This is a genomic window from Leptospiraceae bacterium (assembly GCA_024233835.1).
In the GTDB taxonomy this organism is placed as follows: Bacteria; Spirochaetota; Leptospiria; order Leptospirales; family Leptospiraceae; genus JACKPC01.
Genome location: JACKPC010000005.1, coordinates 139,200 through 162,499, shown reverse-complemented (window position 1 = coordinate 162,499; position 23,300 = coordinate 139,200). Strand labels below are relative to the sequence as shown.

The 23,300-nt window shown below is 36.7% G+C and carries 19 protein-coding genes; 6 read left to right on the top strand and 13 right to left on the bottom strand.

The features are described 5' to 3' along the window. Nucleotides 1-92 precede the first annotated feature (92 nt). A complete protein-coding gene (locus tag H7A25_20940; GenBank protein MCP5502376.1) occupies nucleotides 93-896 on the top strand; it encodes a hypothetical protein in 804 nt (267 codons plus the stop codon). On the opposite strand, the gene H7A25_20935 is transcribed toward H7A25_20940, so the two are convergent. From H7A25_20935 to H7A25_20910, 6 genes are all read right to left on the bottom strand, one after another. Further along, nucleotides 893-2,443 carry a hypothetical protein gene (locus H7A25_20935; GenBank protein MCP5502375.1) on the bottom strand — a complete coding sequence of 517 codons (1,551 nt, stop codon included), beginning with the start codon at nucleotides 2,441-2,443 and terminating at the stop codon, nucleotides 893-895. The two genes, H7A25_20940 and H7A25_20935, sit on opposite strands and share 4 nt — an antisense overlap. After that, nucleotides 2,440-3,537 (bottom strand): methylmalonyl Co-A mutase-associated GTPase MeaB, encoded by a 1,098-nt coding sequence (meaB, locus tag H7A25_20930; GenBank protein ID MCP5502374.1) that lies wholly within the window; start codon nucleotides 3,535-3,537, stop codon nucleotides 2,440-2,442. The genes H7A25_20935 and meaB overlap by 4 nt, the downstream gene beginning before the upstream one ends. A 175-nt stretch (nucleotides 3,538-3,712) precedes the next feature. Further along, a complete protein-coding gene (gene metH / locus H7A25_20925) occupies nucleotides 3,713-7,429 on the bottom strand; it encodes a methionine synthase (protein MCP5502373.1) in 3,717 nt (1,238 codons plus the stop codon). 27 nt (nucleotides 7,430-7,456) lie between these two features. Next, entirely contained in the window at nucleotides 7,457-7,738 is a 282-nt protein-coding gene (locus H7A25_20920; protein MCP5502372.1) for a 4Fe-4S binding protein, read from the bottom strand. A 32-nt stretch (nucleotides 7,739-7,770) separates the two neighbouring features. Next, entirely contained in the window at nucleotides 7,771-9,078 is a 1,308-nt protein-coding gene (locus H7A25_20915) for an adenosylhomocysteinase (GenBank protein ID MCP5502371.1), read from the bottom strand. After that, nucleotides 9,075-9,626 (bottom strand): class I SAM-dependent methyltransferase, encoded by a 552-nt coding sequence (locus H7A25_20910; protein MCP5502370.1) that lies wholly within the window; start codon nucleotides 9,624-9,626, stop codon nucleotides 9,075-9,077. Before H7A25_20910 ends, H7A25_20915 begins: the two co-directional genes overlap by 4 nt. Before the next feature lie 153 nt (nucleotides 9,627-9,779). Here H7A25_20910 and H7A25_20905 point away from each other — a divergent pair, with 153 nt between their 5' ends. From H7A25_20905 to H7A25_20885, 5 genes are all read left to right on the top strand, one after another. After that, the gene (locus tag H7A25_20905; protein MCP5502369.1) at nucleotides 9,780-10,196 is read left to right on the top strand and encodes a hypothetical protein; all 417 of its coding nucleotides are present in this window, start codon (nucleotides 9,780-9,782) and stop codon (nucleotides 10,194-10,196) included. A gap of 88 nt (nucleotides 10,197-10,284) precedes the next feature. Continuing rightward, a complete protein-coding gene (locus H7A25_20900) occupies nucleotides 10,285-12,405 on the top strand; it encodes a cyclic nucleotide-binding domain-containing protein (protein MCP5502368.1) in 2,121 nt (706 codons plus the stop codon). A 156-nt stretch (nucleotides 12,406-12,561) separates the two neighbouring features. Beyond that, nucleotides 12,562-13,704: a GGDEF domain-containing protein gene (locus H7A25_20895; protein MCP5502367.1), complete on the top strand. Its 1,143-nt coding sequence runs from the start codon at nucleotides 12,562-12,564 to the stop codon at nucleotides 13,702-13,704. Between the two features lie 44 nt (nucleotides 13,705-13,748). After that, on the top strand, nucleotides 13,749-14,093 hold the full coding sequence (locus tag H7A25_20890) for a hypothetical protein (protein ID MCP5502366.1): 345 nt from the start codon (nucleotides 13,749-13,751) through the stop codon (nucleotides 14,091-14,093). Nucleotides 14,094-14,101: 8 nt separating this feature from the next. Further along, nucleotides 14,102-14,734 carry an SOS response-associated peptidase gene (locus tag H7A25_20885; GenBank protein MCP5502365.1) on the top strand — a complete coding sequence of 211 codons (633 nt, stop codon included), beginning with the start codon at nucleotides 14,102-14,104 and terminating at the stop codon, nucleotides 14,732-14,734. Here H7A25_20885 and H7A25_20880 read toward each other — a convergent pair. From H7A25_20880 to H7A25_20850, 7 genes are all read right to left on the bottom strand, one after another. Then, a complete protein-coding gene (locus H7A25_20880) occupies nucleotides 14,726-16,204 on the bottom strand; it encodes a hypothetical protein (GenBank protein ID MCP5502364.1) in 1,479 nt (492 codons plus the stop codon). The genes H7A25_20885 and H7A25_20880 overlap by 9 nt on opposite strands. 76 nt (nucleotides 16,205-16,280) lie before the next feature. Beyond that, on the bottom strand, nucleotides 16,281-17,267 hold the full coding sequence (locus H7A25_20875) for a DUF2804 domain-containing protein (protein ID MCP5502363.1): 987 nt from the start codon (nucleotides 17,265-17,267) through the stop codon (nucleotides 16,281-16,283). 137 nt (nucleotides 17,268-17,404) lie between these two features. Then, complete coding sequence (locus tag H7A25_20870; GenBank protein ID MCP5502362.1) at nucleotides 17,405-19,189, bottom strand: methyl-accepting chemotaxis protein; 1,785 nt, start codon at nucleotides 19,187-19,189, stop codon at nucleotides 17,405-17,407. Nucleotides 19,190-19,211: 22 nt separating this feature from the next. Next, nucleotides 19,212-20,033, bottom strand: coding sequence for a 4Fe-4S dicluster domain-containing protein (locus tag H7A25_20865; protein MCP5502361.1), 822 nt, complete (start codon nucleotides 20,031-20,033; stop codon nucleotides 19,212-19,214). Beyond that, a complete protein-coding gene (locus H7A25_20860) occupies nucleotides 20,030-21,469 on the bottom strand; it encodes a metal (Ni/Fe) hydrogenase large subunit (GenBank protein ID MCP5502360.1) in 1,440 nt (479 codons plus the stop codon). The genes H7A25_20865 and H7A25_20860 overlap by 4 nt, the downstream gene beginning before the upstream one ends. Then, a complete protein-coding gene (locus H7A25_20855; protein MCP5502359.1) occupies nucleotides 21,462-22,685 on the bottom strand; it encodes a formate hydrogenase in 1,224 nt (407 codons plus the stop codon). The genes H7A25_20860 and H7A25_20855 overlap by 8 nt, the downstream gene beginning before the upstream one ends. Next, nucleotides 22,682-23,299: a formate hydrogenase gene (locus H7A25_20850; protein ID MCP5502358.1), complete on the bottom strand. Its 618-nt coding sequence runs from the start codon at nucleotides 23,297-23,299 to the stop codon at nucleotides 22,682-22,684. Before H7A25_20850 ends, H7A25_20855 begins: the two co-directional genes overlap by 4 nt. Nucleotide 23,300: the final 1 nt, after the last annotated feature.

The window sequence follows — 23,300 nt, the reverse complement described above, 5'->3', positions numbered from 1 at the left end:
AGGAAAGAGGTATATTTTTATTTCTTAGAGAGTGAAATAATAAAACCTTGTATTTGGGAATGAATCCTGCATAATTAGTTTGAGGAGAGAAAATGGGAAACAGATATCTTTACATCTTTTTTTTGAGTATCCTTGTATTCGGATTTTATCTGCACGCACAGGGACTTGGATTTACATATTTTCCCATTGTCCAGAAACCATTTTCGGAACTTTCTCACTGGAAAATCTCTCAAACCTTCGAGCCTGCAAAAACCAATTCTCTTACTCTGTCTGTGCCTTTTCAATATCCTATGGAAGCAAGGCTGCATCCGGAGATCCAAACAGAACAAAAAACAGAAATCGAATCAAAAACTATAAAAAACCTAAAAATAATCGTACATAATAATTTACCGGCACTTACAGATAAGACACAAAATTACCTGTTACCGCTATATAAAGCCGGACAGGTACAAGAAACCGGAATCGTATTCCTTTATTTAAATCAAAAATTTGGCCTGGATTTCGACTTTTCCTTCCAGATTGCAGGCACCCAGATAGAACCCGTTCAATTAGAAAATTTTCAAAGTAAACTTACTCTTTCTTATCGAATTGCAAATAATCTGATAGGCTACCAGAAAAACATAAGTCTTGAGGCCTTATTACAACTTTCCGGTCGGGAACAGTCTGTATTTATCAAGAATAATCTCAAAAAAAATACCTTTTCATCCAAGCGCTTCTCTAACAGATACATCTCTCCGGGATTCCGCCTGAAAACAAGAAATTTTATGTTAGAAGGTTTAGTGGAAATGCCTATTGATTTGCATAAGAAACTCAGCTCTTCGAGCTATCCTCCGGAATACCTTTACTTCAGCCCGGAACTACAGGGACGACTCGGTATGAAATGGTATTTTCCTTAAAGATGCTCTTCCTTGAATTTTTCAACTCCAACTTTAAGGTTTTCTGCAAAGCTATGAACCTCTTCAATTTTTGCTTTTAATAATTCTGCTAACTGTAAGTTATCCTGTAAAAATCGATTGGCATTGTATATAGAACCTGCAATTTCATTGCTGGCATGTTTTTGTTCCGTTACATACTCTAAAATCTCTTTTGAGGAAGAATTTACCGTCCTTATTTTTTCTCCGAGCTTTAGTTCGGTTTCCCTCTGTGTTTTGAGAGTTTGAGTAATACCCTGTGTGAGACGATTTAATTCAACGATTTCTGAAATGATATGGCTTAATAATTCTACACCCGTCCTGGTTTTAAAAATACTTCTCTCAATTTCAGTTTTACTACCGGTGGTCAATTCTCCGATTTTCCTCGCACTTCGGGCCGATTCTTCTGCTAATCTGGAAATTTCATCAGAAACAATTGTGAAACCCCGTCCTTCTTCACCCGCTCTGGCAGCTTCGATAGAAGCATTCAGGGCCAGCAGGTTTGTTTTTTTTGAAATATCAGCTATCATTTTTACAATACCCGACATCTCTCCTACAGTTTTTGAGATATTCAGAATACTCTCCTCAATCTCATTTATAGATAAAGAGCCCTGTTTTGCATGTTCCTGAAGGGTTTTGTAAAATTCGATTGACCGGGTTACGGAAAGACTTGTTTCTTCCATCGCTTTTATCATTTCACCATGTAAAACATGGGTATCCTGAATATCCTGAAACTGCTTCTGGAAGTTTGAAAAAACATTATCAAAACCGGCTGACAATTCTTCCGAACCGGCAGCAATCGATTGTAAAGAATCTCCCTGCCCTTTCATATTTTGCAAAAACTGCTCGGCATTTTTCGACATAAGTTCCGAAGAAGAAGCCAGACGGGAGGATATATCTAATATGGCATGAAACAAGTCCTTTAGTTTTTCATAATATTTTCGGGTCTTCACTTCTTCCCTTAACCTATCGACGGTTGAAGTAGAAATGCTCATTAAGAGAATGCTCATAGCATAAATTATACTAACTGCAAATATATAATTCGCGGAAGCTACAATAGCAACTTCACGATCCAATAAACCCGAACGAATGATTCCTAAGGGACCGGAGATTAAAACCATCAAAAAAATAATAGTCGTAGTCAACCTAGAACAAAACAAAGAACTGAAAACAACCGTGATAATAAGTTGAAAAGAAGATAAGATGATTCCCTCTTTATACTTAACTTTCCCCTGAAATACTAATACACTTAATGATACAGCAGTAAATATGGAAAGTGTATTGGCTGCTATCCTATATTGCCCTTTCCGTAGCAAATACAGGCAAAAAGAAGATAATAAAAAAATGGTAGATAGTAAAATATTTATGAAAGAAAAAGGCTTTCTTGCTCCGGTAATATTTAAGAAGACCAGAAATATTGGAACCAGAATAAAGATGGTTAGTACAAAATATGTAAGTGCCCGTACTTTCTTTTGTAAAAAATAATCGGAGTCTTTATAAACACTAAAGATACTAATTATGAACTTCTTCATTCAATTTCCGAAAAAGATGATTCACGAGAAAAATATCTTTGCAATAACTTTTTTGCAGCTTGAAAGGAAGAAATTCTGCCTTCTAAAACTTCTCTTTCCACATTCGGTAAGGCTTCCTGTATCTGTAAATCTCGAAAAAAATGTTCTTTTAACTCTTCCTGAATAGTACCGTACATCCAGTATTTTGCCTGATTTCGTCTTTTCTTCTCAAAAAAGGAATTTTCTTTCGTAAGATTCATATATTCTTGAATGGCATCCCAGATATTCCCAATTCCTTTTTTTTCCAGGGCAGAACAGGTCTCGACCCTCGGAGTCCAACCGGAACCAGTAGGAGGAAAAAGGTGTAAAGCATTGGCATATTCCATGCGCGCCAGATTGGCCCGATTCTGGTTATCTCCATCTGCTTTATTTATGGCAATGAGATCGGCCATTTCCATAATTCCCCTCTTGATACCCTGGAGTTCATCACCCGCCCCGGCCAGCATCAGAAGCAAAAAGAAGTCAACCATAGAATGGACAGCTGTTTCAGATTGTCCGACTCCAACCGTCTCAACTATAATCACATCAAAGCCTGCTGCTTCACAGAGAAGAATTGTCTCCCTTGTTTTTCGGGCCACTCCTCCGAGCGAAGTACCGGAAGGAGAAGGTCGAATAAAGGCCTTCTCTTCACGGGAAAGGGTTTCCATCCTTGTTTTATCCCCAAGGATACTTCCTCCGCTCCTCTGACTACTGGGATCAATAGCGAGAACAGCCAGCCTGTGATTTTTCCTGAGTAAATAAATGCCAAAAGTTTCGATGAAAGAACTTTTTCCCACACCCGGTACACCTGTAATTCCGATGCGTAAAGATTTCCCTGAATGCGGAATGCACTGTTCAATAATTCCGGCAGCCAATTCTTCATGTTCAGGCAAGGAACTCTCTAAAAGAGTAATCGCCTGACTCAAAACGGCCCGATTACCGGAAAGCACACCTTCTACATACTCACTTTGATTGAGCTTTCTTTTTCTCCGATAATTTTGAGCAAAATTCAGATTTATAGAATCAGGTGGTTCTACTCCTTTTTGCACTCTTAGGGCAGATTCATTCTCTTTCATCAGGGCCAGTCTTGCAGTCCAGCTTGAAATGAAAAGTCTTTTCAGGTCTTATTAAAAGCTAAAAAATTTAACAGACCTGTAAAAACTCTGTTCCTTTTTTATTCCATAACCTGTATGATTTATTCCAAAATAAGTGAACTATCTATCGGCAAAAGTTCGATAACCTTGCCTTTAGCTACTTATAATCCAGGTTAGGAGAAAGCCAGCGCTCCATTTCCTTTAACTCCATATTTTTTCTCTTTGCGTAGTCCTCGACCTGATCCTTTCCTATCTTACCAAGAGCAAAATATCTTGATTCGGGATGAGAGAAATAAAGTCCGCTCACAGAACTTGCCGGCATCATGGCAAAGTTTTCCGTGAGAGTAATCCCCGTATTTTTCTCCACTGAAAGTAAATTAAAAAGAGTTCTTTTTTCGGTATGATCCGGACAGGCAGGATATCCGGGTGCCGGGCGAATTCCTCTATATTGTTCTTTGATAAGAGCTTCATTATCCAAATTTTCTGTCCTACCGTAGCCCCATTCTTCACGCATTAACTTATGCATATATTCTGCAAGGGCTTCTGCCAGTCTATCACCCAGAGCCTTTGTCATAATAGAGTTATAGTCATCGTTCTTTTCTTCAAAGGAACGGGCAAAAACCTCAACTCCGTGTCCGGAAGTTACAGCAAAAGCACCGAGATAATCCTTTCTATTGGAGCTTACAGGAGCTATAAAATCTGCAAGTGCATAGTTTGCATTTCCTTCCTGCTTTATTGTTTGCTGTCTCAGTGAATAAAATGTGCTTAGTGTTTCCTCTCTTTCATCGTCCTTATAAAGGATAATATCATCCCCCACACTATTAGCGGGAAAGAAACCAACTACAGCCCTGGGGTTAAAGCGTTTATTTTCTATAATATCATTTAAGAGTTTTTTTGCATCTTCGAAGAGTTCCCTGGCCTGCTTACCTACAATCTCATCTTCCAGTATCTGCGGATAACGTCCCCTTAATTCCCAGGCATGAAAGAAAGGAGACCAATCAATATAATCTTTTAAAAGCTTCAAATCAATTTCTTCATAAACTTTTACACCGGTAAAGGAAGGACTCGGTATATCTATTTTATCCCAATCGGTTTTAAAAGAATTCATTCTTGCATCTTCTATACCCAGGAGAACACGTTCTTGTTGTCTTCCGTAATAATTTTCCCGAATACGTTCCTGCTCTTTCTTTAATTCTTCTGTGTAACTTTTCTTTGTCTTTTCATTTAATACGCTGTTTAAAACATTCACAACACGGGAAGCATCAATTACATGTACTACCGGATTCTCATATTCTTCCGCAATTTTTACAGCAGTATGAGCCGCTGAAGTAGTAGCCCCTCCAATAAGAAGAGGAACCGTGAAACCTTCCCGTTTCATTTCCGAAGCCACATGAACCATTTCATCCAAAGACGGAGTAATCAGACCGCTGAGTCCTATCACATCAACTTTATGCTTTTTGGCTTCTTCTAATATTTTCTCAGAAGGAACCATCACTCCGAGATCAATCACTTCATAGTTGTTACAGGATAGAACTACGGAAACTATATTTTTTCCTATATCGTGTACATCTCCTTTAACGGTAGCGATTAAGAATTTAGCACCGGGTCTACTATCTGCATTTTTTCTCTTATCCTCTTCCATATAAGGCATCAGGTAGGCTACGGCTTTTTTCATCACACGGGCAGATTTCACAACCTGGGGTAAAAACATTTTTCCTTCACCAAATAATTCCCCGACAACTTTCATTCCGTCCATAAGCGGACCTTCAATCACTTCTAAAGGACTCTGAAAACTTTTTCTGGCTTCCTCCACATCTTCATCAATGAAGTCCATATTACCCTTCACGAGAGCATATGTTAAACGTTCTGCGACAGTTCCTTCTCTCCACTTTAAAGTTTCTTTCTTTTCTTCTTTTTCAGAACCTTTAATCTTTTCAGCGTATTCAATCAATCGCTCGGTTGCATCCGCTCTGCGGTTTAAGAGAACATCTTCTACTCTATTTAGAAGTTCTTTTTCAATATCTTCATATACAGTCAACATCCCCGCATTGACTATGGCCATATCCAAACCGGCTTTTATCGCATGATATAAAAATGCCGAGTGCATGGCTTCTCGAACCGGGTTATTTCCACGAAAAGAAAAAGAGATATTACTTACTCCTCCGCTCACCCTCGCACCCGGACAAAGTCTCTTTATTTCAGAAGTAGCTTGAATAAAATCCACCGCATAATTGTTGTGCTCTTCCATACCTGTTGCTACAGTTAGAATATTTGGATCAAAAATAATGTCTTCCGGTTCTACTCCTGCTTTTTCTATTAGTAAATTATAAGCGCGGGTACAAATACGAACCTTCTCGTCCTTCGTAGCTGCCTGTCCATTCTCGTCAAAGGCCATCACTACCATGGCTGCTCCATATTTTTTAATAACCTTTGCCTGTTCTATAAATTTTTCTTCACCCTCTTTCAGACTTATGGAGTTTACTATAGCCTTACCCTGGATACATTTTAAACCCGCTACAATAATCGGCCAACGAGAACTATCTATCATAATCGGTACACGAGAGATGTCAGGTTCAGAAGCTAATAAATTTAAAAAATGAGTCATAGCTTTCTCCCCATCTAAAAGTCCTTCATCAAAATTTACATCAATGATGTCGGCTCCATTCTCAACCTGTTGCCTGGCAACGCTTAAAGCTTCTTCATAATTTCCTTCTAAAATAAGCTTTTTAAACCGTGGAGAACCTGTCACATTGGTTCTCTCTCCTATCATCAAAAAACCCTTATCTTTAGTTGCATTCAAAGGCTCCAGGCCGGAAAATCTCGGAAAAGCCGGAAGTGGCTTTACTTGCCTCGGAGACTTACCGGTCACAGATTGAACAAGGGCTGCAATATGCTCCGGTGTTGTTCCACAACAACCTCCCACGATATTTAACCAGCCATTATTCGCAAATTCTCCTACATCTCTTGCAAATTCAGCCGGAGTTTGATCGTATGCTCCAAAGGCATTGGGAAGCCCGGCATTTGGGTAACAGCTAATATGAAAAGCTGACTTGTGAGAGAGTTCTTCTATATAGGGCCGCATATCTTTTGCACCCAATGCACAGTTAATTCCAACACTTATCGGCTTTGCGTGCATAATAGAATTATAAAAAGCTTCAATAGTTTGTCCGGATAAGGTCCTTCCCGAAGCGTCAGTAATTGTCACCGAAAGACTTAATGGAATTCTAACATGTAAATCTTCGAATACTTTTTCTATAGCAAAAATAGCTGCTTTCAAATTCAGGGTATCTATATTTGTTTCCGGTAATAAAAGATCTACTCCTGCTTCGACAAGAGCCCTTGCCTGCTCATAAAAAACATCCACCAATTTATCAAAAGTAACAGCACGAAATGCCGGATCATTTACATCAGGGGACATAGACGCTGTACGATTTGTAGGCCCGATAGAGCCTGCCACAAAACAGGGATGATTCGGATGGCTTTCTTGAAATTTGCGAATCGCATTTCTCGCAACTTTTACAGATTCTTTATTTAACAAAACAACTTCTGACTCAAGAGCATAATCTGCCTGAGAAATTTCATTGGAACTAAATGTATTGGTTTCAATAATATTAGAACCTGCTTCTAAAAACTGAATATGTATTGCTTCAATAATATCAGGCTTTGTTATAGAAAGAAGGTCATTATTCCCCTTTAAAGACTTAGAATGATTTTTATACCTTTCTCCCCTAAAATCTTCCTCGGAGAGTTTGTGTTTCTGGATCATAGTTCCCATAGCTCCATCAAGAAAAAGAATACGCTCTTTTAAAAGACGGATTAATTCCTTTCCATTCGCATTTGTATAAATTGATTCATCCAGTATTGTCTCTACCATTGTCTCTACCTTCTTATAAGTATATTATTATATATTATGATTACGTTTTATTCTATTATTGAAAATTGTAGGATATTTGTCTGCCTTTATTCGATTTATATCTATCCACATTTTATCTTTCAAAGGAATATCATAATCAGGATATATAGCTTCAACCGGACAAAGAGGCATACATACTCCACAATCAATGCAAACATCCGGATGTATGTATAACATATCATCCCCTTCCCTGAAAGCATTCACCGGACACTCTGTTACACAATCCGTGTATTTATGTCCTATACAGGCTGATGTAACAATATAAGGCATACATAAAAGGGGGGACCTTCCCCCCAAAAAAATTAGTATCGATAGTGTTCCGGTTTGTAAGGACCGTTTACCGGCACTCCAAGATAGTCTGCTTGCTTTTGGTTTAATTTGGTTAACTTCACTCCGATTTGTGCCAGGTGAAATTCGGCTACTTTTTCATCCAAATGCTTGGGCAGAGTATAAACCCCTACTTTGTATTTATTGGAGTGGTTATATAGCTCTATCTGGGCAAGAACCTGATTCGAAAAGGAATTCGACATCACAAAAGATGGATGACCGGTAGCACAACCCAGGTTTACAAGCCTTCCTTCTGCAAGAAGAATAATTGAAGATCCATTAGGGAATGTGAATTTATCAACCTGTGGTTTAATTTCAGTTCTTTTGATTCCCGGGAAATTTACCAGAGCGGCAACCTGAATCTCTGTATCAAAATGTCCTATATTACAAACAATAGCTCCATCTTTCATTTGTTTTAAATGATCAATTGTAATCACATCATCACAGCCAGTTGCAGTAACAAAAATATCAGTTTCTTTTACTACATCCTCTACTGTACAGACCTGGTATCCTTCCATAGCAGCCTGTAAAGCACAGATAGGATCTATTTCAGTAACAGAAACAATAGCTCCATAAGCCCTGAGAGAAGCAGCAGAACCCTTACCCACATCACCGTAGCCACAGACAAGAGCTCTCTTTCCTGCAAGCATTACATCTGTTGCACGCTTTATCCCATCCACAAGGGATTCACGACATCCGTAAAGGTTATCAAATTTAGACTTGGTTACCGAGTCATTCACGTTAATAGCAGGCACTTTCAAAGTTCCGGCCTTAAACATTTTATAAAGCTGATGCACTCCGGTTGTTGTTTCTTCGGAGATTCCTTTAATATCTTTCAATAGCTCAGGATGCTTTTCATGAACATAAACAGTCAAATCTCCCCCATCATCCAGGATCATATTCGGACCTTGACCATTAGAAAAATTTAACGTTTGAGCTGTACACCACCAATATTCTTCTTCGGTTTCTCCCTTCCAGGCGAAAACAGAAATTCCTCTCTCAGCAATGGCTGCTGCTGCATGATCCTGAGTAGAAAAAATATTACAGGAGGCCCAGCGAACCTCTGCTCCCAATTCTACGAGAGTTTCAATTAATACAGCTGTCTGGATAGTCATGTGTAAAGAACCAGCAATGCGAGCTCCCTTTAAAGGTTGCTTATCTTTGTATTCAGCACGAATAGCCATAAGGCCGGGCATTTCCTTTTCAGCAAGAATAATTTCTTCCCTTCCCCACTTCGAAAGGCTGATGTCTTTTATTTTGTAATCCTGAGTTGTATTCACTATTTACTCCTTTTTGTTGCTTTTATTACTAATATTTTAAATTCCGTAGGTGTCTTAAGAACCGATTTGGCTTCAATTATAAAACCACTCTGCTTTAACCAATCTTCTAACTGCCAGCTATCAAAACCAAGCCATAGATCTAAAAACTTATCACGCATAACTTCTCTATCATGACGGGACAAATCCACAATATAAAAACTTCCATTTTCTTTTAATATACGAAAGACTTCCTGCATAGCCAGAGGCGGATTGGATACATGATGTAAAACCATAGAAGCTACTACTGCATCGGCAGTTTTTGCAGGTAATTTAATCTTTTCAAGATAAGATAACTGAAATTTAATATTACGATAAGCTTTATAATTTCGTTTTGCTTCCTCCAGCATTTTTTCGGAAGAATCAATAGCTATCACTTTATCCGAATACTCCAATAGATGCCCCAGTAGCCCACCCGGGCCACAACCTAAATCAATTACAAGTTCAAGGTTACGCGGAAGGTGTTTTAAAAGCACCTTCCCGCATGATAAAGAGAATCCGGAGTCGTGTTTCATCGGCTACAGCTTTAATCGGGTCGAGTATCTCCCTATCGGAATTGGCATTAGTCAAATACATAAGATATACTTATTTCCACATATCAAGATATCTTGATATGTGTCAAGTTTTTTTCTTTACAAAAGCACGGATAAAAATCCTATACTTTAGTTATGGATTACGATGAAAATAAAGTTTACCTGGAATTAAAAAAATGCCTCTCTTCCCTTATTGGAGGTAGCGGACACTTATCCTCCTACTACCCTATAAGAGATACTTTACAAATACAAAGTGCCAAACCTTTAGGTTCCGGAATGTTTGAGTATTTATTTACAGTAGATGCTTTTCTGGAGACAGAGTTTAAAGAATATACAGAGGAACAAGAAGAAGAAAGACCTGATTCTCTACAGGGAAAAATAGTATTGGATGCAAACTATAAAGTATGTAGAAATGAGAGAGGAGAAGTTTTACTATCCCCCTATCGCTGCCTGCTTTTAGAATCGCCTAAATCAGAACCTTTTCAAAAAAAATCTACAGAAAAACCGGGCCTACTTTCTTCTGATGATATTTATAAACTATTAAACTTTTAGAAAACTTCCAGTTTAATACAAAATTTTATTGACATTTACTTAAATAAGGATATAAATTTTAAAAAATTTTAAACAGGCATACAGGATAATGGAAATATTAAATATCTTTCCCGGTGCATATTATATACAGGACCATGAAAACCACCTTTTAGCAGGTTTACCTCCGGAAATTATTAAAGTCCTGATGCAAAAGAAACTCTCTCCTCCCGATGTAATCTTATTACCCGATATTCCACTCGCAAAAGGGGAGTCTCAGGTCGCCATCGAGTTTCCACTTTATCACAACTTATTTATGAATCCCAATCGAAACGGGAAAAAGTTGATAGTCCTCGGAAATACAAGACGTGTAGAAGCAGCAAGAGAACTTTTGAAACTCTGCTTAATGGGCCCGAATGAAGCAGAACTTAAAGAGATGGGCATATCTCCCGTAGAAGCTAAAAATCTATATAAAGAAACTTCCTGGTTTCATTTAAAGAATAAAGAAGGAATTCCTCTTTCTATAGACGACTTAATCGATTGTCACATTATTGAAGATGAAACTCTTGACCTGGGATGGATAAATATTCAAAGGGTATCTAAAAATGTTTTTAAAGTAAACAAACAAAATGAAGAATTCACATTCAGCTTGGACGTTTCAGTGGAACAAATCCCCCCCTATCCTATTAATTTCGACTTAATCTCAACAAGTCTGGTAAAATTTGGCATAGAGGTTTTAGGAGGTTCCACCGGTTTTAGTGCAACCAATGCTTCCAGCGGATTGGCTCTTTGCTATAATAGCAATTACATGCTCATTGATGCAATTCCTTATTTGAATCACCATTTAAAGGCAAGAGGTATAGCCCGAAATCAAGTTTATAGTTTATTTTTATCCCATGTACATGACGATCATTGTAACATACTATCTTTACTGCAATATAATCGAAGAATAACAATATTAACAACGAATATCATCTTTCAGATGACATTGAAGAAACTTTCTTTAATCATGGATAAACCGGAATCAGAATTAAAAGATTATTTTATCTTTATACCCTTAGAAGTTAATAAAGCAACAAATTATTACGGTATGAAGATTACACCTTTCTATTCTGTACATTCCATTCCGACTATAGGTGGTATTTTCGAAGTAATCCATCAGGGAAAAAGTTATAGAATTCTCTTTACCGGTGATACTCAATCCCTTAAAGATATAAAATCTATGATAGAAAAAAATGTCATTTCAGAAGAAAGATACAATTCTTTAAAAAATATTTATACAGAGCGTTGGGATCTACTTCTGGCAGATGGTGGTGAAGGACTTATCCACGGAGATCCTTCCGATGCAGAGGATTCAGAGTCTGACCGAATTGTTTTTCTTCATCTTGATAAATTACCTGATAAGTTTGAAACACAATTTAGCATTGCTTCTTCCGGAAAACGTTTTACTATACTACCGGGACAAACAGATTATTGGCTCACACGAACCATCGAATTTTTACTGGAATATTTCCCCAAAATGCCGCCCGGCTGGATTTCCAATCTATTAGGAGATAGAGATATTCGAAGATATAATGCCGGTGATATTATTATTCGACAGGGAAGTAAATCACAGGGAGAAGTTTTTATCATCCTTACCGGTTATGCCCAGGTGATAAGCCATGATGGGAAAACGAGGCAGGTTTTAGCTCAAATCGAAGCTGGAGAACTTATTGGAGAAATGGCTTCTATTATAGGGAAAGGTCAAAGAAGTGCTTCCGTAGTAGCACTCAGCCCTGTTGTGGTTTCAACTTTTAGTGAAGAAGCATTTCGGGATTTCATTTATAGTCTCGGTTATGAAAAACGCCTGGAACAATTATGGCTTACACGAAATTATCTTCAGAAATTTGAAGCCTTACGATTTATATCTCAACCAGTTTTACGTTCCATAGCCGAAAGAGTTCATTTTCATACTTTGGAAAGTGTAAATACACCTGCTACATTTTCGAAGCATTTTAAAAAGGGTAGTCTTTTATTTCCTGTTGAAGAAGGTCTTTTCCTTCACTCAAATACGTATAAAACCGAGGCAAAACCCAATCGAGATATTATATACATTTCTCCTGAATTACAATATAGCACCAAGAAAAAAGCAGAAGTAATGGTTCTGGACTCCTTGATGGCCAAAAAACTCAGAAAGAAAATTCCATTATTTCGTTTCTTTTGGGAAGAAGAACTCAGGTTCCCAAGCGCATAAGGAAGGTTTATTTATTTGTCCGGAAATGCATGGATAATATTTTTACTTTCCTTACGAGTCTGGTTTCGCTCAGTAGGTAATTTTCTTGCTCCTTAAAATTGCGATGGATTTTAGTACTTGACAAATATAATAATTTTAAATAAGTTACACCTAAAAATGTCCGAACAGGCAAAACGAAAATTCAATCTTTTCTTAATACATAAGTTACTAACCGAAGAGAAAACTCTAAAAGAACGTGTATTTATTATCTCAATCATTAGCTTCTTTTTTTTCACGTTTATTGGGATTATCATTAACTTAATCATTTCCTTACCTATCTGGGTAATCGCTTTTTTTATTTTTGCTTTTTTTTTCCAGATTCCAATCATCTGGTTCGGAGTTTACAAAAAAAAGATTCGAACTGCATCATTTTTGTTTCTGATAACTCTATATTCAACCGCAACCGTAGCCTGGTTTGGGAATGGTGGTTCTAATTCCGCAAACGCTTTCTTCTTCATGATTATTTTATTTCTTTCTGTTCTGGTAATTGATTCTCATAAACTCATTGTAACACTTATAAATATCTCCCTGGTTTCCTGTCTCTATATGACTCACTATCTTATACCTGAAATGATCGTTGATTACAAAAATGAAGAAGAGAAATTATTTGACTTAATAGCCTCCTATATCTCTATAGCAGTTTATCTCGTTTTAATCCTGGATCTTCTACTTAGAAGTTATTTACGAGAACACCGCATAGCATCTGAACAAAACTTCAAACTCCAGGAACTTAACGAGAAATTACTTCATGACAAAGAACTTTTTGAAAAGATGGCAATTACAGATCCCCTGACCAGCCTATACAACCGTGGAAAAATTATAGAACTTATGGAAGCTGAAATGGCAAGATATGAACGGAAAAAAACTTCTTTCTCTGTAATCCTGGGTGATGTAGATCATTTCAAACAAATCAACGATACTTACGGACATATCGCAGGTGATATGGTTTTGCAATCGGTAGCTTATATTCTGCAATCAAGTTTAAGGAAATACGATTCAGTAGGACGCTACGGAGGCGAAGAGTTTTTAGTTATATTGCCCGGAACAAATATTGATGAAGCACGAGATGTTGCTGAACGTATTCGAAAAGAAATAGAAAACATGGATTGCATCTTTCCTCCTAATACTATCAAAACTACCATTAGTCTCGGAGTAGCCAATATAACTGAAAATGAAAATCTAAAAGAATTATTAAGCCGAGTAGATGAATATTTATACATCGCAAAAAATGAAGGTCGTAATCGAGTAATTACCCTATAAACTTTCATTGACAGTATTCTTCAAGATGAAATATAGTATACTCTATGAACAAAATATCTTTTTTAATCTTATCTCTTTTTTTAATAAATTGTAGTATTTCCAATAAAGCAATCAGAACAAATAGTCTATCAACTCCGGAAGGTAAGCCCAAATATTACCAGTCTACTTTAAATGTTGGAATTCATCTTGTCTTTGGCATTTATCCTGTATGGGGAGATGCTAATTTTGAAGAGACACTGAATCAATTTACTCTATATGCCCAAAAGAACAAAGCAAGCAAGATTCGTTTAATTCAAAAGGAAACTACCAAATGGGTTTATATCTTACCTCCTCTCAGTTTCTTAGTCTCACCGGTAAGCACTGAAATAGTGGGAGAAATATACGAATAAATTTATCTATGTGCGGTAGATTCGTTTACAAATATCTTTCAAAAGAGTTAGAACTCCTCTTTCCTGATTTAAAAAATAATCTATCTTTAAAAAAAAGAAGAACTTACAACATTAGTCCCGGAACTCAAATTATCACAATTAGTAATGTAATAAAATCGGAACTAAAAGATTTGAGCTGGGGTTTTTCTTCAGGAAAGAGACTTATTTTCAATGCTCGTTCCGAAACAGTTTTCCAAAAAGTAACTTTTGTAGATTCGATTCATTATAGAAGATGTTTAATTCCCATGAATGGCTGGTATGAGTGGAAAAATGAAATGAATACAAAAGTTCCCTATTATATTCATCCGAATAATCTTTCATTTGTAGCCGGTATCTGGAAAGGTGAAGAAGTCTGCATTCTTACCAGAGAAGCATCTCCCGACTTAGAACATATTCATTCAAGAATGCCTCAGTTTATCTCAAATAACTCTTTCAATACCTGGTTAGAGCCAAATTCATCAGCAGAATCTATCGAAGAAATTTTAAAAACCCCTTTGACTAAAAAATTTTCTTTTTATAAAACAAATCCTCTGGTAAATTCGAGCAGGAACGAAGACGAAAGGTGCTTACAAGCAATAGCAGAAGAAAACAGACTATTTTAATAATTTAGTATAATTGTTCTTTATAATATTCGTATATTTTATTGTCATTTTATGTGCTGCCGGAAGAGTAAGGTGATGAGGATCAATAAAATCCCTTTCATCAGTCAAAAATTGGCTGAGATCTTCGAATTGTATTAATCCATCCTGTTCTAATTTATGGAAAAATGACAAATAACCCTGATACCAGCGTCCTTCTCTGTAATGCTTTAGCTCCAGAGGACTTTCCGGATTATTAATCATAATAAACCTTATACCCTTTTGTTTTAACTTCAGTGCTACTTTTTGAATCATTCGAACTTCAGAAAAAGGTTTAAATTGGCTGTCTTTTAATGCTTTTTTGACTACATAAATTCGATTCATTCTTAAGGTTTCTGCTCTTTTACAATTATCTTTGTATAAGCGAGAATGATAATCTTCCCCATATTCTTCCTTACTCATAACTTCAAATCTATGCTCGTCAATGGCTTCTGTTCTTAAATAAGAGATATTACGCTCCAATTTGGTTTTACAAAAATTTTGAGAAAGACGAATTCCATAAAAATATTCCTTACCATATTCTTTCGGATCTACCAGTTTAGAAGAGATGTTCGGTGTCACAGTAAAATGCAACACTCTATCAGAGGGTAAACGAAATGATATCCTGTGCCAACCGGCTTTATGAAAGACCTTATCAAATAAAATTTTTTCCTTATTGAAAATTTTTATTTTCATGTCCGGCTTTTGAAAAAAAAGCATCTCATCAAGTTGTTCTTCTTTTTTTTCACATATAAGACTGAAGCTTTCAGGGGTCCAACCTTTTCGCCAAATCCCTTCTTTTGGAATTACGCCTGTATAGTTATGGTATCTTCTTTGACTCCGCAGATGTCGTTCAAAATAAGCATCAAAAGGATCTGCTAAAAATGTTCTGTAAGCATTTATATGAAGAAAACTTTTTGTTGTTAACTGGAATACATCTTTTCTATCCAAACTTTTCCAATTATCTAACAAGAAGGCAAAGGGATAATAAACTCTGGTAGGTACCCGATTTACATAAGCACGCAAACGATCCTCTTCTGAAAATTGAGGTTCTCCATTTTGAATATATAACTCTAAAGGGCATAGTTCAGGTGTTTCTTTTAAAAAATGATCAAACTGTAGGTCAGCAGGATTAAATAAGTAAACCACGACCTTTGCTCCGGTTTTTGTTAGCCAGTTTGAATAATAGTACAAATCAGTAGGAGTCATGGCTACATGAGAAAAAAAATCTACCCGAAAATTTTTGTTGTCAGGAGTGTTTAAAGTATCCTGTATTTCTGTTGGTAAGGCAGAAAATAAAGCTACAGAACTTCCAGCTATTACAATACCTTTATCTTCAGAATATTTTATCTGTTTTATTTTGTGTAGAAAATTATACCAGGGAGATGTATCCCATTCCAGCTCATTTGGAAATTGAAAATAAAGATACGAAAAAAGTAAGCGATCGATCCCCATTAGCATTCCGATGAATAGGAAGCTAGTTAATAACACGCGAAACTTTAAAGATATCCGATTCCACATAACAAAAAACTTACCATACTGCAAAATGCTCTTCGACAACTCCCTTTCCTTTTATGAAATGTTCCGTCTCTCCCTGTTTGAGGGTACCTGAAAAAATTCCAAAAGGTTGAGTAAATTGACTTTTAATAAAAAGTAGATCCAAATTTTCGCTTCTTGCTCCTATAGGTTCAAAAGTAATATCCAGTATATTATCTTCTGTATGCAGTTTTAATTTATTTTTATCTATGGGTTTTTCATAAGAAAAAACTGCCTGACCCAAAGGTATAGGTTTGGAGTCCAACCACAGGCAATTTTCCAAACCGTTATTAAAATCTCCAACCAAATTTATCCCTAATAACATTCCATTATCCGTTTCACCACTTAGACAGGCCCAGTTCCAGAATGTATGAGAAGGAGGATAACCGAGAGTAAAATCAATAGCCGCATTTTTATTCTTTGCCATATAACGATTTCCATCAAAAACGAACTGCCCCTCCGAGCTTAATGCCACATTTTTATATGTATAATTAAACAGCCCTCCCCTAACAGGAGCAATTGTATTCAAGCCTTCCTGTTCAAAATTTATTGTAAAATTAGCAAAAAGCCTTACCCCTTCATAACAAAAAAATAATCCTTTTTTTGTAGGAGATATAAGCCATTGCTTGGGGGCTGCTGTAAGTTTCCAATCCGTATAAAGTGAAGGGGAAAAATCGGAGGCAAAGCCGAAGGGTAAAACTGCCTTTTCTTCGTGAAATTTACCTGTATCCATAGAATAAAAATAAATAAATGCAGTAGAAATATACCCGGCATCCACTATAGCCATACTTACAATAAACGAGTCTCCCATAAAAGAACCATAGATCCAGGATTTCCTCCTGGTAAAACGATAGGGAATCAGGCCTTTACTGTCTATATGAGCTGTTTCAATGGAAAATGGCCGTCCGGTGTATCTTCCCGGGTATTTCTCACAGGAATTTTTTTCTCCGAAAACGGATGGTAACTTTTCAAAGGAAGTCATGTTTTCCCCCCAATCTCCAGTCTTTCAGAAAGTAAGTCAAATACAAGTAGTTTTTGAATAGACTTCATAAATTCAATCAGGCAGTTATTAAGATTTTAACTGTCTATAAGTTGTTTAGTTATTCCTTAAGTTTTATTTTATTCCTCTAACTGAAAAAAGGATACATCTGTACGAAGCTTTTCCGATATTTGTTCAAAAGTATTTGCAAGATTTTGTATATCACAGGAAAGTTCAGCAATTTTTACTGTTTCTTCTAAAATTGACTGTAAACTTTCAGATACATTTTTTATAGAATCAAACTGGGATTGAATATCCTTATCTACTTTCTCTGATTGTCGCATCGAATCTTCCATCATCACTTTCAAATCATCACTCAATACAGTCTGGGAATCTGATATAGAATTTATTTGTTCCATATTATCAGCACTGCTATGTATTAGGCTATTTACAATTTCTGTATTCGAATAGGTTTCATTAATCAATATAACTCCACTTTGCACTTTACTTTCAGATTCTTTCATATTTTTACTGATGATTTCTATATTTTGATGTGTTTTATCTGAAAGTTTAGATACTTCTGAGGCCACCACAGAAAATCCCTTTCCAGAATCACCTGCCCTTGCCGCTTCAATTGATGCATTTAAAGAAAGTAAATTTACCTGCTCAGCAATATCCTTTATGAGAGATATTGCATATTGAATATTATCAGAGCTTTTCTGTATTTCTTTCATTTTCTGGGTAGCTATTTTTGATTTTTCGAATATATCCTTAAACCGTTTTACAACCTCTATCATGTTTTCTCTTGACTCATTCGAAGCTAATTTTGAATCATTCAGATTCGTTTTCAAGGAATCCAGAGTATTCATTGCTTTATTATAAAGTTGAATTTGAATTTCTGAAGATTGAACCAGATATTCGCTGAAATTATGAATTTTCTGTACTGAATCTTCAATTTGTCTCGAGGATTTCTCCTGATTTTCAATTACACGCATTGCATATTGCATTTTTTGAATAATTTTCTCGGATCCTATTCGTAGTTGATGAGACTGCTCATTAATCCGAACGATCACATCTTTCAACTTCTTTAATAAATCCTGTATCTTTAAAGTAATCTGACCAAATTCATCATTTGTATAATTTCTCGTATCTATTGTAAGCTTACCTAACGAAAGAGAATAGATACCATCTTTAATAGAATCCAAATTCAAATAAAAAGTTCTGGCCATAGCTTGAGCAAACACTATAGTATAGATAACCATAAGAATAATTATTATAGTTATATGTATATGCAAATAAGAGATCTGAAGTATATTATAATATACAGAAATTAAGAAATAGGTTAAAGTTACTACCGGAATCCAAAAAATTGCAAAAAAAGAAAATAAAAGTCTTCTTTTTTGACTTAACTGTATACTCTCAGGATAAGATGTAATGATAAATTTCTTATCTTTTATCCAGGAACATATTTCTAATTCCGAATATATATAATTACTGATAAAAACAAATGGAACCATATAAACAGTTACTAATGAAGTAGAAAGAGCTACTATCCAATTATGGCCATAAGTTAAGAAATATCCAAAATAAAAAGCGAGAGGGCCTATTATCCATCGAAACATATTGATATAACCTTCCAGCTTTGGATAGGCTATTATAGAACAGGCTTCTTCTTCATTTAAATGCTTAGATTTATCCAACTTAAGAAGCACGGGACGTAACAGCAGGTAACGAAGGATTATCGAAGAAACACAACTAACCGGAACAGCAAAAACAACAAAACCAATCAAGAAAACCGGCAGTACCTTATCTCCCGGAACATTTCCACCAACTATAGCAAAATAAACAGCATGAAAAGGCCAAAAGGCATAAGTAAGAAGTTCCGTTCTTAGAGTGAATCTCCAAAAAAAACGTAGTCCATCCAAAGGTTTTCTCCAACTCGCCTTTTTATTTAATAGATGGATCTGGTTTCATTGTTTTTAAGCGTTCTTTTAAGGACTGTTGAAAAGAATATTTCAATTTTCCCATAAGGTAACGGAAAGCATTAATCATCACATCCGGCCTGGGAGGATCTCCACTGATAAATAAATCCGGTGTCTTAGGCTCCTTACCTTTTGTATAAACCCCACCCGAAATGGCCTCTGTCCCGGCTGCAACCAAAGCCTTGGGTTCAGGCATACATTCCCAGGCAGTATGCAAAGGACCCTCCATATTTTTCCCGATAGGACCCGAAAAGACAACAGCATCTGCATGTTTAGGAGAGGCGACATTTCTTACCATCTGCCCTTCACTATCAAAGACATTATTAAAGCTGGCACTCAACTCACACTCAACACCCACATTGCCTGAGGCTGCGACTTCCCTATAATTAAAGCCCCGTTTATGGGTAAGTTCCTGAAAACGTTTAACATTTTCAGGGATCGGAAAATCCTGTACTTCGAAATCGGCATTTTTAAAATTGATAATTAACTCTTCCTTATGAAAGGAAAAAGAGTAGTTCAATCCGGAATTTTGTAGATTAGCTTCCTCACAAAGCTCAACACATAGACCACAATGCAAACAGGATCCATAATCAAGTCGGATCTCAGTTTCACTTTTTACCTGTATAGCTTTTGTAGGACAAAATTCTTCACAGGATTTACAGGCAGAACATTCCCCTTTTGTTGGAACCGGAATTCCCCTTGCTTTTGGATGTAAAGGAGAAGCTTTATCAAAATCCATTGTTTGATGTTTTTTAAGTAAATTAACAATTTCATATAAACTCATCATAAATCAACTCCCACATAGCTCAGGTTAAAAGACTTATTATTCAAGGGAAAATCACCAATCAATTCTTTTCTTACTGCCAGTTCAAGAGCATGCCAGTTTAACACGGAAGGATCTCGAATGTAAGCCTGTCGAATGCTTGTATCCTGATTCAAATCGAGTGCGATAAGAACCGGCCCTCTCCATCCTTCGACTGAGCTATAATAAAGACCGGGTTCACATTCTGTATATTTCATGCAGAGTGGTCGACCACGAGTTCCTGAAGAAATATCAAGTTTAGGTAATATATTGATAAGAAATTCACAGCTATTTTTAAATTCAATATAACGCAAGAAAAATCTGGACCAAGCATCACCCATCAACTCTTCTCGATAGTCTTCCAACCATAGAGTCATTCCTACCTGATTGTATATGTTTTCAGATAAGCGAAGATCCTGAACGACTCCCGTACAACGTGCAGCCATCCCCACAAAAGAATTTTTATATACCTGGTGTCGACTGATAGTTCCGCAGGACTGAAGCCTTTCTTTAAAAGTGGTGGAGTGTAGAGCTCGCAAAATCTGGGACTCCAGACGTTTTTCGGCTTTCTTTAAATTGTCACTCAATAGTGGTAAATCAGATTTCTCTAATTTACGATTGAGCTTAACTTCCCCCGGATAAATACAGCCCTTCGCAAAACGAGATCCGGTTAAAGTTTCTAAAATACCCAGTGGAACACCTCTGTCGGTAGAGCAAAGCCCGAGAAGGGGATAAAAACCTATATCACCGGCAACTGCCCCCATATCGCCGATATGAATGGCTATTCGTTCTAACTCTCTAAATACAATTCTCCAGAGTTTTGTCTCATCTGTAACTTTTATATCAAAAGCTTTTTCATAAATTTCGGAAAGAGCGGTGCTGTAGGATGCGCAGGAATCTGTGGCTACAGCCTCGACAATAGGTATAGCCTGCATTGGTTTCTTATTTTTTAAAAGAGAATAAACACCTCGTTTCTGATATCCCAATCGGATATGAAGCTTTTGAATCACTTCACCGGTAACGTAAAAACGAAAGTGTCCCGGCTCAATAATCCCTGCGTGAATTGGGCCTACTACATGAGAGTAGCTTTCTTTACCGATAGGAAGCTTAATTCCCCTATATTCAAGATTTTGAATACTTCCATCCGAATTCAGACAAACTGCAATTTCTCGTTCTCTATCGTTCATATCGGAATAGTTATGCAATTTCGAATAATCTTCTACCTCACCTTCCGAAACACCAAAACTATGGCGCAAAAGAGGTAGGGGAACTTTTTCATTAGAATAATTTTCCCTGGGATCAAAATCATCCAGGCGCTCCATTTTTACTGAAGTTGCATTCTGACGGAATGCGTAAATATCCATAGTCCGGTCCAGGCGAAAGATTCCAGTAATGGCATCATATTGTAGTATCTTAGACATTCCCCAGACCTCCATTCGAAAAAATAAATATACTATAAATTACAAAAAGCAAGGATGTAGTAAAAATCAACAGGGTCAATCCAATCCGAATTCGAATATATTTTTCATTTTGGGGGTTGAAAGGACGGGGAGTAATGTTTACTATAGGCAATATTTTATACAACAGAATAGCAAAAAACAGGATACCCATTCCGGGTATGAGTGCATACCAGTATTGGGTTCGAAGTACGGCTATTTTTAAAACCAACATATCGGTTAAGAACATGGGAGTTACCGGCACCGCAAAAGCCATAAAAATAGCGGAGATATACAAAAATTTGGAAATCGGATGTAAGCCTTCCTGGTCGGCAACTTCATTCAGGTTACGACTGGACATATCAAGTCGTAAAACCCCCATGGCACTAAATAAAAGGGTTTTTACAAGGACGATAGTGCTCAGAGCTAAGAAGAAGACTTCATCGTCCGGATTCAACCAGAGAAAAACCCCTATAGAACCGTTATGAAATAATGCAATAAGAGAAGTAATTCTGCGTATATCACCTACCTGTCTGAGAGTCCAAATGCTGTATAGCATAGTGGCAATTCCCATACACAATAAGGCAAATTTGGAACTAAAATGAGGCCCTATAATCAACTCATCCATCTGGATTAAGGGTCTTAAAGCAATCGCAATAGAAACCGGAATAAGCGATGCAAACAGAGCAGATATCTGACTCGGACTCTCCGAGTATGTATCGTTAACCCAGTACTGATTCGGAACCAGTCCTAATTTGGCAGAGTATCCAAAGACCACAAACCAGATCCCGATAATCACCAGGGTTCCCTGATTTTCCAAAACCTGGATATTTTTCAGGGTATTGGAGATATTCATGGATACAACAGTATGAGCTCCGTAGGAAAGAATGATAAGCCCCAAAAAAGCAATCCCCATTCCAAATGAATTCAGTAATAAAAATTTCCAGGCTGTTATGGCAGATTTCTCATTATCACTCATGGCAATTAAAAGGGAACCCAAAAGTGTACAGGCTTCAATCAGAACCCATTGAGCAGAAAAATCCCTCATATACCAGGAAAGGATCAGCACAAATACAAATAGAAAAATTAAAATAGACCAGCGTGGAATATTTGCATTACTCTTCCTGAAGGCAAACAAAATATTAGTAAATACGCTCACAAAAGCAATTATACTGATAATGGTTAGTGTATTTAGATTCATTCTTTTCCAACCTTGTATTTTGAATAACGCTTAACCCTTGCCTGCAATGCAACAGCAGCCACAATAACCAGAAGAGCATCAAAGAAAGAAAGAATCTCCGTTCCGAGTGGTAAGCCTTTATGTAAAATTAGAGCCAGCAGGAATACTCCGTTTTCAAACATTACAAAACCGATTATTAGAGCTACCCAGTGCCTTCTGGCAATAAAACTTAAGATTCCAAGATAGATTACTATCAAAACATAGACTACACTAATTTTATCTATATGAACCGGTATATCAGTAAATGATTCACTCACCATCAAGGACATAAACAAACCGGGAATAAAAAATATCAGGGTAAGCAGATAACCGAACCTCGGATTAGTATGTTCTGATAAACCGGCCCTTTTTATGGTTAGATAGAGAATATAAGGAGTTAAAAATGTTTTAAAAACAAGAATAATCCCGACTAAGACCCAGCTATGAAAATCTTTATAACTATGAACCTGAAATACAGGTCCGCAAAGAAAAATTCCCTGAACAGCCGAAAAGAATATAATTCGATTCAGACGGTTTTCTATAAGAATCAGGATTCCTACAAGTAAAATAAGAAGGTATATAAGATCGTATATCATA